Origin of the sequence: Brachybacterium sp. GCM10030252 (assembly GCF_042666535.1) — a bacterium.
GTDB lineage: Bacteria > Actinomycetota > Actinomycetes > Actinomycetales > Dermabacteraceae > Brachybacterium.
Genome location: NZ_JBHTDM010000003.1, coordinates 59,373 through 71,687 on the forward strand (window position 1 = coordinate 59,373; position 12,315 = coordinate 71,687).

At 73.2% G+C, this 12,315-nt stretch carries 7 protein-coding genes; 1 reads left to right on the plus strand and 6 read right to left on the minus strand.

All coding sequences use genetic code 11. The features are described from left to right. Positions 1-24: 24 nt before the first annotated feature. The 6 genes from ACFQRJ_RS00305 to ACFQRJ_RS00330 form a co-directional block, all read right to left on the minus strand. Positions 25-3,432 (minus strand): UvrD-helicase domain-containing protein, encoded by a 3,408-nt coding sequence (locus tag ACFQRJ_RS00305; RefSeq protein ID WP_377015833.1) that lies wholly within the window; start codon positions 3,430-3,432, stop codon positions 25-27. Beyond that, a complete protein-coding gene (locus ACFQRJ_RS00310; protein ID WP_377015836.1) occupies positions 3,429-6,230 on the minus strand; it encodes a PD-(D/E)XK nuclease family protein in 2,802 nt (933 codons plus the stop codon). Before ACFQRJ_RS00310 ends, ACFQRJ_RS00305 begins: the two co-directional genes overlap by 4 nt. Before the next feature lie 118 nt (positions 6,231-6,348). Then, positions 6,349-7,434, minus strand: a complete 1,086-nt coding sequence (locus ACFQRJ_RS00315; RefSeq protein ID WP_377015838.1) for a hypothetical protein — start codon at positions 7,432-7,434, stop codon at positions 6,349-6,351. A gap of 196 nt (positions 7,435-7,630) precedes the next feature. Continuing rightward, a complete protein-coding gene (locus tag ACFQRJ_RS00320) occupies positions 7,631-8,788 on the minus strand; it encodes an SPFH domain-containing protein (protein WP_377015840.1) in 1,158 nt (385 codons plus the stop codon). 66 nt (positions 8,789-8,854) lie between these two features. Then, the gene (locus ACFQRJ_RS00325; protein WP_377015842.1) at positions 8,855-9,352 is read right to left on the minus strand and encodes a glutathione peroxidase; all 498 of its coding nucleotides are present in this window, start codon (positions 9,350-9,352) and stop codon (positions 8,855-8,857) included. 24 nt (positions 9,353-9,376) lie between these two features. Beyond that, entirely contained in the window at positions 9,377-10,288 is a 912-nt protein-coding gene (locus tag ACFQRJ_RS00330; RefSeq protein ID WP_377015844.1) for a PfkB family carbohydrate kinase, read from the minus strand. A gap of 77 nt (positions 10,289-10,365) precedes the next feature. Here ACFQRJ_RS00330 and ACFQRJ_RS00335 point away from each other — a divergent pair, with 77 nt between their 5' ends. After that, positions 10,366-12,297 carry a penicillin-binding transpeptidase domain-containing protein gene (locus tag ACFQRJ_RS00335; RefSeq protein ID WP_377015846.1) on the plus strand — a complete coding sequence of 644 codons (1,932 nt, stop codon included), beginning with the start codon at positions 10,366-10,368 and terminating at the stop codon, positions 12,295-12,297. Positions 12,298-12,315 lie beyond the last annotated feature (18 nt).

Consider the following 12,315-nt stretch of genomic DNA (forward strand, 5'->3'; position numbering starts at 1 on the left):
CCACGGTCAGCGGACCTGCCGCGGTCAGCGGGCGTGCTCATGCAACATCACCTCCACGACCTCTCCGCGCAGGGGCAGGTGGATGAGGATGCGCTGGGGCCGGGTGCCGGCTGCGGTGAGGGCGCGGGAGTAGGTGGACATCTGGCCGAGGTACTGCTCGCGCACGTGGGTGACGGGGTCCGTGCCGGGGTAGCTCTTGTGGTCGACGAGGACGACGTCACCGTCGGGAAGTCGCAGCAGGGTGTCGATCCAGCCCTCCATCACCTGCGCGTCCTCGTTCCACCAGGTGATGGGCTGCTCGGTGAGCTGCACGGCGCCGGGGAACTCGGCAGCGAGGAACGAAGCCCAGGAGGCACCGGCCTCGAGCAGCACCGATGGGCCGACGGTGCGGGTCACGGACCAGCGCTCCAGCAGCCGCTCGGCGGCCGCCTCGCGCTGCTCGGCAGAGAGCGCCGCGAGCGGCAGTGCCAGGTACGCGTGGACCGCCTCGCCGACCCGTTCCCACTGCGGGCCGCCGCCGGAGACCAGAGCGGGGCCGATGGACCGGGGTGGGGCCACCTCGCCGAGGGTGTCGGCCGAGTCTGTGGCCGAGGCCTGGAAGCGCGCGGCGGAGTGCACGACACCTGCTGCGGCGGTCTGCTCGGGCCGCAGGGGCACATCGGTCGCGGCCAGCGGGTCCTCCCCGGGCGGCAGTTTCGTGGGCACGGTATCCATGAGCTCGTCGATGTCGACCCGGGTCACACGAGCGGGCAGCGGGTCCGCCGTGCCGAGGACCGTGATGGCGTCGTCGGACCAGCGCACCAGCTGCGCCGGCTCGCCGACGGTGGCTGTCCCGGCTACCCCAGCTTCCCCAGTTGCGCCGGTTGCGTCTGCGCCGGAGCCTCCTGCTGCGCCGCCGGAGGCGGCGGCAGAGGGTGAGGCTGCCGCCGCGGCCTGCGGCGGCACGAGCCCGTCCAGCACCGTCGCCGGACCGGGGACGGCCAGCACCGCGGTACGGGCGGCGCGGGTGAGGGCGACGTAGTGCAGGCGGCCCGCCTCCTCGGCCTCCGCCCTCGCGCGGCGGGTGGCGAACTCGGAGGCCGCCAGATTCTCGGCGATCTCCTGCGGAGCGGGGACCTCGGGCCAGAAGCGCAAGGTGCGGCCGGCCAGCGGGGAGGTCACGTCGATGTCGCCCGGGGTCGAGACCAGCACGCCGTGGGCGTGGTCGCGCTCCTTCTCGGAAGCGGCCAGGTAGGTGACGACGTGGTCCCATTCCAGGCCCTTCGCGCCGTGGATGGTGCCCACCCAGACCGCGTCGGGCAGCCCGGAGAGATCGGGGCCCTCCTCCCAGGCGTCCAGATCTGCCCGCAGGCCCGTCAGGGTCACCGGAGAGCCCTCGGCGCGGCGCCGGGCCGTGGTCTCCTCGGCCAGCGACCGCAGGGCATCCAGGGTGCGGCGGCGCGAGCCCTGCTCGCTCCAGCTCTTGAGTCGCTGGGGCAGGTCGAGGGCGTCGATCAGGGCGCTGATCATCTCGGCGGGAGTGAAGCCGATGCAGGCCCGCCGCACCTCGCGCAGACCGGCGAGGGAGTCGTCGTTCCACCAGGTGGCGAAGACCGCCCGGCGCGCCTCCGCGTCGGGAGCGGCCATCAGGTCGCGGAACCAGCTGTCATGGGCAGCGTGATCCTCGAGCAGGGTGACCAGCTCGGTCAGGGCGAGCGTGTCGCTGCCGTCGAGCGTGACGGCCAGGGCCGCGCGCACCAGCTGCGCCTCGCGGGTGGCCAGCAGGGGATGGGCGGCACCGGCGGTGGGCACACCGCGTCTCTGCAGGGCGGCGACGACGGCACTGCGCTGAGCGTTGCTGCGCACCAGGACAGCTGTGCTGGCGGGGGTGAAGGTGCCGTCCTCGATCCGGCGGCGGATCTGTTCGGCGATCATCGCGGCATGCTTGTCGGCCCCGAGCACACCTCGACGCTGCTTCCTGGCCTCCCACACCTCGAGGGCGCCGTCGCCGGCGCTGGCCGCGCGGGCCGGCGGGATCGACAGGGTGATGCGCGAGGTGTCCCCGCCGTCGGGTGCGAACACGGGGGTGAACACGGCGTTGGTCAGCCGCACCAGCAGCTCCTGGGAACGCCAGGAGTGGGACAGGTTCTCGACCGTGCCCTGCCCGAACACGGTGCCACCGCCCTCGAGCGCGGCGATGATGTCGCCCATCAGACGCGGGTCGGCGTCGCGGAACCCGTAGATGGCCTGCTTGGGATCACCCACCCAGATCTTCTCCTCGATCAGCTGGGAGAGCTCGAGGAACAGGGCGAGCTGGATGGGGGAGGTGTCCTGGAACTCGTCGACCGCGAGCAGGCGGAACCTCGAGGCGACGGAGGCGCGCACGCGCGGGGACTCCTGGAGCAGGCGCAGGGCGCGCACCTCCTGGTCGATGAAGTCGATCAGGCCCAGCTCGCGCTTGTAGTCCTCGTAGGCCTCCAGGGACTCCGCCGCGGTCTCCAGGATCAGCGTGATCAGATCCCGGAGGTCCTGCTGCCAGGCAGGGTTCTGGGCGAAGGTCTCCGAGATCTCGATCGACAGCGGCATCAGCGCCTGGTTCGCCGGCGCGCGGAAGGCTCCGCGGGACTTCCCCTTCGCATCGGTCTCGGCGCCGCGGGCGAGCTTCAGCCAGCTCGACCACGGGGCCCGGCCCTGATCGGCGAGCCGGCGCTGCAGCGTCCGCAGCGCCTCGAGGTCGCTGCGGGCCCCGGGGACGCTGCGCGCTGCGATGGGCCCGCCGCGCACGGGCTCGCCGTCGGGGCCGACGGAGGCGGTCAGGTCCGCCTCGAGGTCCTCCAGGCACTGCCCCAGCCGGTGCAGCCAGCGAGAGCGCAGGTCCTCGCCGGGCTCCGGCAGCCCGGCCGAGGCCCGGAACTCCTCCCACGAGGCCGGGGCGGCGGCGCGCAGCTCCTCGGCGCCGAGGAGGTTGGTGCGGGCGGCGTCGGCGACGTCCTTCACCCGGCCGCGCCAGGCCTGCTTGCGCACCCCGAACCCGGTGTCGTTCTCGTCGCCGTCGTGCTCGGTGCGCGCGAGCATCGCCGCCCAGCGGGCCCCGGCCACGGCGGCCGTGCGGGCGATGGCGGCGGAGAACGCGGCCTTCTGCGTGGTCTGGTCCAGGACCTCGACGTCCGGGGAGATCCCGGCGTCCAGCGCGTACTCCGTCACGAGGCGGCCGGCCACCGAGTTCACCGTGCCCAGCAGGGCGCTGTCGATGCCGCGCGCCGCCTCGATCTGGCCCCGGTCCAGCAGGGTGGAGCGCACGCGCTGGGCGAGCTCGTCGGCCGCCTTGACGGTGAAGGTGGTCGCGATGACCTGGGAGGGATCCAGGCCCGCGGCGATCCGCTGGGCGAGCTCGCGGGTCAGCGTGTACGTCTTGCCGGAGCCGGCGGAGGCATTGATCAGGGTGAAGCTCATGAGTCGTCGCCTCTCAGCCCGCACAGCAGGGCGAAATCGCAGAAGTCGCAGCGGGCGTCGACCACGATCCCACCGTCGGCGCGGGCCGCCTCCCGGGCCTTCTCGTAGGTCTTCTTGGCGGTCGTGCGCGCGGTGGCGAGATCCTGGCCGGCATCGAGCAGGATCTGTCCGGAGGCGGCGTCGACCTCGCCATCGCGGATCGCGTCCAGCGCCTCGGTGATGCCGGTCGTCGTCGTGGACCAGGCGGCGTCGATGTCGAGCGTCGGCCGGCCGTGGGGATCCAGCGCCGGGTTGGCGGAGACGAACTCGCCCTGCTTGAGCAGGTAGTAGCCGACCTCGGCGTCCTGGCGGTGCAGCGACCAGGCGTAGGAGGCCAGCTGCAGCGCTTCGCCGGTCTCGAACAGGTCGGGGTACTTGGTGGCGGCGGCCGTCCACTTCAGGTCGATCACCGTGGGCCGGCCCGCGGAGTCCTCGGCGACCACGTCGCGGAAGCCCGTGAACGGGACGTCCACGTCACCGCTGCGCAGATGCAGGGTGAGGGTCTCCTCGAATCTCGACTCGACCGACGTGATGGTCAGCCCCGCCTCGACCAGCCGGGCGAAGAACTCCTGCAGGGAGGTGACGGCGTTCTCGCGGGTGGTGGTCAGCTCGACCTCGCGGCCGGGCAGCAGCAGCTCCGAGGCGAGCTGGGGGACCTTGGCGTCGAATGCGGCGCCGATCTCCTCGCCGGTGGGCGGGCCCATCCGGCCCGCGGCTCGGGCGGTGTCCACGAGATCCTCGACCACCGCGTGCACCAGGGTGCCGATCATCTGGTTGCCGGTGGGCACGCTGGAGACCGAGGCGGGGCGGATCCCCAGCCCGGAGCGGTAGGTCCATTTCTGCCGGCAGCCCAGCAGGTTCTCCGCCTGGGAGTACGACAGGGAGCGCGGCAGCAGGTGCGGCGCGGGGCCGGCGTGCTTGGTCAGCGTCCCGGGCAGCTGCGGGGGCCGGGTCCGGGCGGGCATGCTGAGCTCGCGGCGCGCCCCGGCGAGTTCCCAGACCCCGTGGCCGATGGCATCGGCGGGCGCGTGGGTGTGGCGGGACAGCACCGCGGCGACATCCTCGCCGACCCCGGCCCGCTCCGCCGCGAGGTGGGCGAGGAGGGAGGCCGGGGCGGTGGCCTTCTGCGCGCGGGTACGGGTGCGCACGACGATGAGGCGGTCGGCGCCGGAGAGCCCGCGCAGGCCGGCCTCGGTCTCCAGGGCGGCCACGTGGGCCGGGTCCAGGATGCGCGCCCCCAGCTCCACCAGCGCGCCTACCTCGGCGTCGTCCCAGGTCACGCCGGTGGCGGCATCGTGGCGGTCGGCTCCCCACCACAGCACGTCCCCGCCGCGCGGGAGCAGCTGGGAGGGCCGGGTGCAGGTGCGCCACGCGGCGGTGGCCTCCGGCCGGGCGAAGGGGGAGGCGGCGCGGCCGCCGGCGGCCTCGAGGATCTGGGCGAGTTCCCGGCGGCCCAGGACGTGGCCGGCGGGGAGCGTGTCTAGCACGTCGTGGAAGACCGCGAGATGCGCCGAGGCACGCAGCAGTCCGGCATCGCCCTGGCCGAGGCTGCGCAGCCGCGTCTGAAGCCACGCAGTCGCCTCGCGCAGCCGGGCCGGGGTCAGCGTCTCGGGCTGCAGGGGCGAGGTGACCAGGTCGGAGAGCGACTGCGCGGTGGCCAGGGCGGTCTCGGCCCGGGGCCGCTCCTCGGGGCCGGCCCCCTGGACGTCGGCGGCGAGCTGCTGGAGCACGGCGTTCCAGGCGGGGCCGCCGGTGCCGGGCTCCTGGGCGAGCGCGTCCAGGAAGCCGCGTCGCACGGGCCGCGGGACGAGGCCGACGGGGTCGCGATCGTCCTCGGGCGCATCGAGCACCCGCAGATCGAGGAAGGCCGCGAGCTGCTGCACGTCCACGGGGGCGATGGCGATCGAGAGGTAGAGGGGGAGGATCTGCAGCGCGGTGCGATCGGCCGACGGCTCGGCGACCCCGAGGGCCGCCTGGCCGCGACGATGCAGCTCCTGGTCCAGGAGGACGGTGTCCGCGGTGGCGAGGACCTGCAGCGACGGGGCGCTGCCGACGGGAGCGGGCTCGGCCGCGCGGCCGGCGAGGTACCGGGCGGCGGTCTCGGCGGCCGCCCACTCGTCCTCCGCCTCGACGATGACCAGCTCCGGCCGGCCCGCGTCGCCGGCACCGGAACCGGGGGCCGGCCGCACCAGGGCGACGCCCGCGGCTTCCAGCAGCATCAGCAGGCGTCCCCACAGCCCGGGCAGCCGCTGCGGATCCTCGTGGCAGCGGATGATCTCGATGCCCAGCGGCCACGGCGACCCGCTCGCCACCACGGACTCGAGCAGGTCGACGAGCTCGCGCAGATCGTCGGACGCACCGGGGGAGAGGGCGAGAGCGGGGCCCCCGCTCGCGGACCCGTCGGCCCCGCGGATCTGCTCCTCGATGCTGCGCAGGGCATCGATGCGCGCAGGCAGTTCAGAATGGCCCCGGAGCTCGGCCCCGGCCACCACGGCGGCGTCCCGCCAGGTCAGCAGGGTCGCCGAGGTCGCCCACGGGTCCGCGGCGAAGGAGGCGCGCGGCCAGGGGTGATCGGCGGCGGCGATCGCCCGGGAGTACTGCGCGATGCGCACCGCCGGGTGGACGTCCGGGCGGGTCAGCGCGAGCCGCGTCTGCAGCAGATGGACCAGTGAGCGCGGCCCCATCCGCACCGTCCCCGTCGCCGCCGAGCCGTCCGCCCAGGCGGCGTTGTCCAGGGACCAGCCGAACTCGATCTGCATCTGGGCTTCCTGCTCCTCGGCTCCTCGCACGCCCGGGCCGGCGCGTGCGGTTCCACAGTAGAGGAGCGGGCCGACGGTTCAGCGCGCGACCCGGCCGGGGCCGATCAGCGGTCGGTGCTCACCGGTTGAACGGGTCGTCCGCGCGGATGCCCCAGCTGAAGCCGCGGTCGTACAGCATCGACCCGGAGGGATCCGGGGCGAGCACGAGGTCCACGCCGTCGCCGGTGACGTGCAGCGTCCCGTCGGCCCGCTCCTCGACAGCCAGGGTGAGGGTCCGGGGCTCGGTGTCCGCATAGTCGGCCACCGACTGGCCGGCCTCCCGCAGCGGCCGCAGCTCGAGCTCGACGGCGGAGTCCCCGGTGCGCCGGTACTGACCGGTCAAAAGGTCGCCGCTGGCCAGTCGCAGCTGGGCCTGGGCGGCGTCCCCGTACAGCGTCGAGCCGAAGGCCACCCGGCTCCAGCGGTCGTCATCGGCGAGCTGGGCGGCGGGCTCGGCGGTGTCCTCCTGGACGCTCCACACCCCGGCCGGCGCGGACTCGTCGGTGGTGCGCTCGGGATACATCTGGCTCACCCCGTACCCGATCAGCGCCACCAGACCGAGAGCGGCGATCGGTCCCAAGACGTCGGTGACCCGGGCCAGGGGACGCCACGGGACCAGGGTCGGCAGGGGGCCGCGCGGGATCTCCCCACGCCCGACGAAAGCCCGGGTCAGCCGCGGCATCCAGGGGATCAGCACGATCAGCGCCATGATCAGCAGTGCCAGCGAGATCTGCTTGACCGGCACGTCGTAGCCGAGGTTCAGCACGAACACCAGGGCCATCGAACCGGCGGCGATGGCGGCACCCAGCGGCACGGAGCGGCGCCACAGCAGGGCGATGGCGGCGCCGAACTCGGCGAGCCCGGCCAGGACCTGGAACAGCGGGGAGAAGGCGACCATCCGCCACAGCATCCCCATCGGGCTCATCTCGCCCTGGGCGATGAGGGCGCCGCCCGCGTCCGCGACGCCGAACTGGCCCAGGACCAGCTTCGCGAAGCCGTAGTACAGCATCGCGGCGGCCAGCAGGAAGCGCACGCCGCCGTGCGCCCACCAGCCCAGCGTGATGACGGCGAGCCGGCCGATGCGCTTCTCGGCCGAGTAGTCGCCGCCGTCGGCCGGGGAGGAGTCGAGGGGAGGGGTCGTGGTCTCAGCAGCGGGAGCGGTCATGCCTGCATCTCATCGCCCCCAGGCGCGCGAGTCATCTGCCGACGGGTGCGGCGCGGACCGTCGGCAGTCGGCATCCGGCACCGGCCGGCCTCGACTTTCGACGGAGGGCCCGGACGCAGCACGGCCCGCGCAACACGGCCCGGACACAGCAGGGCCCGGGACGCATGCAGCGTCCCGGGCCCGGCCGGCGAGTGGGTCAGCCCTGGTTCGCGGACCCCGGGTGCGCCCACGGCGGCTGGTCGCCACCGGGGTAGCCGGAGTCCTGCGCCTGCTCGGCCGCGCGGCGAGCCTGGTTCTGGGCCTCGCGGGCGCGGCGCTCGGCCTCGCTGCGAGCACGTTCGGCGCGGGCCTGCTCCTGCTCGCGCAGCTGATCGGCCGAGATCCGCTCGCGGTTCGCGGCGTCGGCGACATCGGCGTCCTGATCGGCCTGCGCCGCGGCCTGGGACTGCAGCATCGCGGTGCGGATCTCCTCGCCCATGTTGCCCACCGCGCCCGGGTTCGAGGGCAGGTAGAGCACGTTGGAACGGCCGTTGCGGGCCACGTCCTGCATGGTGTCGAAGTACTGGGTCATCAGCAGCAGCTGCTCGGCCGAGTTCTCGATGCCCACCTTGCGCAGCATCTCGTACTGCTCGGCGATACCGAGGGCGATCGCCTTGCGCTGGCCGGCCACGCCCTCACCCTGGAGGCGCTTGGACTCGGCCTCGGCCTGGGCCTGGGTGACGCGCTTGATCTTGTCGGCCTCGGCCAGGGACTGCGCGGCGACCCGGTCGCGCTGGGCGGCGTTGATGGAGTTCATCGAATCGCGCACCCGCTGGTCCGGGGAGATGTCCTGGACCAGGGTGTTGATGATGTTGAAGCCGAACTCCTGCATGCGGGCCGACAGGGTCTGTTCGACGCTGTAGGCGATGTCGTCCTTCGACTCGAACGCGGCGTCCAGCTCGAGGCTGGACAGGGCCGAGCGCACGGTGTCGAACACGTAGGAGCGGATCTGCGCCTCGGGGTTGGACAGCTTGTAGTACGCGTCGACGACCTGTTCTTCCTTGATCACGTACTGCACCGCCACCGGGACGGTGACGAACACGTTGTCCTTGGTCTTGGACTCGATGTTGACCTCGAGCTGCTGGACGCGCAGCGAGATCGGCTTGGTGATGTTGTCGATGAAGGGCGCCTTGAAGTTCAGACCGGCGTGCGCGACTCGGCGGAACTTCCCGAAGCGCTCGACGATGACCGCTTCACGGGAGTGCACCGTGAACATCAACGAGGTGCGCAGGCCGCCGAACAGCAGCGCCGCGATGATGGCCAGGGCGATGATGACGCCGACGGCCAGGACGAGGAAGATGATGACGCCTTCCATGGGTTCCCCTTTCACGAGGGATGGTGTTGTGGCCCAGGTTACCAACCTGGGCGTTCGCACCGTGCCTCAGCGCAGGCCGAGCTCCATCTCGATCCGCCGGGCGATGCGCACCGGCGGCACCGGCGGGGCGTAGCGGCGCAGCACGCTGCCGTCGGGGGCGACGAGGAACTTCGTGAAGTTCCAGGCGATCCGGCCGCCCATCACGCCCGCCTTCTGCTGGCGGATCCACTGCCACAGCGGGTGCGCGTCGGGGCCGTTGACGTCGACCTTGGAGAACAGCGGGAAGCTGACGTCGTAGGTGGAGGTGCAGAACTCCCGGGTCTCCGCATCGGTGCCGGGGTCCTGGTGGAACTGGTCCGAGGGGAAGCCGAGGACCGTGAAGCCGTGCTCGCCGAAGCGGTCGTGGAGGCACTGCAGGCCCTGCAGCTGCGGGGTGAAGGCGCACTCGGTGGCGGTGTTGACCACCAGCACCAGCTGCCCGCGGTACTCGCTCATCTCACGGCATTCGCCGTCGATGGTCCGCGCCCGGAAGTCGTGGAACGTCGACGCGTCGAGGGTGCCCATCGGATCATCGTAGGCGGGCGGGGCTCAGGACAGGAACGCGTCGACCTCGTCCCGGGTGGGGGCGCTCTGCGGTCCCCTCCGGGTCACGGCGATCGCGGCGGCGGCGTTCGCGCGGGTGGCGGCGGACTCCCAGTCGGCGCCGCAGGCACGCTCGGCCAGCAGCACCCCGGTGTGGGTGTCGCCGGCGCCGTTGGTGTCGACGGGGGTGCGGGGGAAGGCGGGGATCTCGGTGCCCCGGCCGTGGTGGAAGACGATGCAGCCGCGCGCGCCGTCCCGCACCACCACGACGCACTGCGAGCCGATGCGCCGCCGCAGCGCCTCCGGGGTGTCCTCCAGGGCGTCGAGCCCGGTCAGCGCCCGGGCCTCCTCGGCGTTGGACGTCCACACGGTGGTGCGCGCGAGCACGCGCTCTTGCACCTCGCGCGGGAACGTCGAAAACGGCGCGCCGGGATCCAGCACCACCTCCACGCCCGCGGGCACGGTCTCCAGGAACTCCAGCAGCGGTTCCCGAGTGGGCTCGAACAGGCTGTACCCCGACAGGCACAGCAGGTCGCCCGGCCTTGGCGCGAGCGTCCCCAGCGACTGCGCGGTGATCTCCCGCTCCGCGCCGTAGACGGTCACGAAGGTGCGTTCGGCCGACGGTTCCAGCAGCACCAGGCAGTGGCCGGTGTCCTGGCTCCGGCGCGGCTCGTCGGACAGCGCCACCGCGTCGGCCGCCAGTGCCCGGCGGATCAGGTCGCCATGGGGGCCGACGCCGTGCGCGCCGCCGTGGACCGCCTCGGCACCGGTGCGAGCGGCGGCGACCAGCGTGGTCACCGCGCCCCCGGCGTAGTGGTGCTCGCTGCGGGCGTTGGCGTTGCCGCCGCGCGGGGGCAGCTCGTCCACCTCGACGACGACGTCGACGAGCGCCTGGGCGGTGTGCAGGACGCGGGCCATGGGGTGAGTGTAGGCGGCGCAGTGTCCGCGGCGTGGCCCGTGTGGACGGACGGCGCCGGAAGCTGGACGATACGACCATGGACGCCTCACCTGCCCGCTCCCGCCGCCGGGCGCCGCTGCTCATCGCCCTCGCCGTGATCGCAGCCCTCGTGCTCGCCGTCATCCTGTGGCGCGACCGCTTCGGCAGCGGCGAGGACGAGGCGCGCGCCCTGGCCGCGGCGCTGCCCGCGGGCGACTTCGCCGACGTCCCGCTGACCGGCGATGACCCGGCCGCCGCCGCGGAGGAGCACGAGCGCATCCTCGGGCCGCTGCTGGAGGCCACCGACGCCCCGCCGCAGGTCGAGCTCACCGATCCCGGCACCGCCGAGGACGGGACCCGCACCGCCACCCTGGAGTGGACCTGGACACTCCCGCACGAGGCCGGGACCTGGAGCTACACCACCGAGGCCACCCTCGAGCGCACCGGCGAGGGCTGGGCCGCGGACCTCAGCCCGGAGACGTATGCCCCGGGCCTGACCGCCACCGAGCACCTGGAGGCGAAGACCCTCCAGCCGACCATGGGCACCGTCACCGACCGCGAGGGCACCGACCTCTACGGTCCCCGCGACGTCCGCGTGCTCGGCCTGGACAAGACGCTCCTGGACGGCGCGGACCCGGAGGCCACCGCGCGGGACCTCGCCGGACTGCTCGGCATCAACGCCGACAACTACGCCCAGAAGGTCGCCGACTACGGGGACGACGCCTTCGTGCCCGCACTGACCATCCGCGCCGAGGACGAGGGGAACTACCCCCTCGGCGAGGCGGAGGACATCACCGGCTATCGCGCCCTCGAGCAGAGCCAGCCGCTGGCGGCCGAGCGCGACTACGCCCCGGGCGTGCTCGGTTCCCTGCGGGAGGCCACCAAGGAGGACATCGACGGCTCCGACGGGGAGATCGAGGCCGGCGACTACGTGGCCACCGGCGGCGTCGTCTCCGCTCGCCACGACGAACTGGTCGGCACACCCGGCGTGGACGTCGTCGCCGTCGACTCCGAGACGGGCAGCGAGCGCTCCCTGCACACGGTCGAACCGACCGACGGCACCGACGTGGCCACCACGCTGGACGATGACCTGCAGCGCCTGGCCACCGACGCCATCGCCGACGAGGACGCCCCCAGCGCGGTGATCGCGATGCAGCCCTCGACCGGGGACGTCCTCGCCTCCGCGCTGGGCCCGACGGGCCAGGAATACCCGATCGGCCTGGTGGGCCAGTACGCGCCCGGATCGACGTTCAAGACGGTCACCGCCCTGTCGCTGCTGCGCGCCGGGCTCACCCCGGACTCCACCGTCGAGTGCCCCGAGACGGCCACCGTGGAGGGCCGCAGCTTCAAGAACGCCGACTCGCTCTCGCCGGACCTGTTCGGGTCGATGCCGCTGCGCCAGGCGATCGCCCACTCCTGCAACACGGCGATGCTGCTGCAGTACGACACCGTCGACCAGAGCTCGCTGGCCGACGCCGCGACCACCCTCGGCATCGGCCAGGAGGCCCCCGACGGCCTGGAGGCGTTCATGGGCTCGATCGACCCGGAGGACACCGGCACCGAGCACGCCGCCGCGATGATGGGCCAGGGCCGCGTGCTGACCTCGCCGCTGGCGATGGCGACCGTGCTGGCCAGCGTACAGAACGGCAGTACCGTCAGCCCCCGCATCCTCGCCGACGACGACTCCGCCCCGGCCGAGGTGCCGACTCCGCTGACCGAGGACGAGACGTCCCAGATGCAGGAACTGCTGCGCGGCGTCGTCACCGACGGCAGCCTCGACGACTTCGCGGACATGCCCGGCGACCCGGTCATCGGCAAGACGGGCACGGCCGAGTACACCGACGAGAACGGTGATCTGGCGCTGCACTCGTGGGTCATCGTCGCCCAGGGCGACCTGGTCGTCGCCGCCTTCGTCGAGGACGGCAGCTACGGCTCGGTCACCGCCGGCCCGATCGCCCGCGAAGTGCTCGAGGGCGCCCAGGCGAGCTGATCGCGACCTCAGCACCCC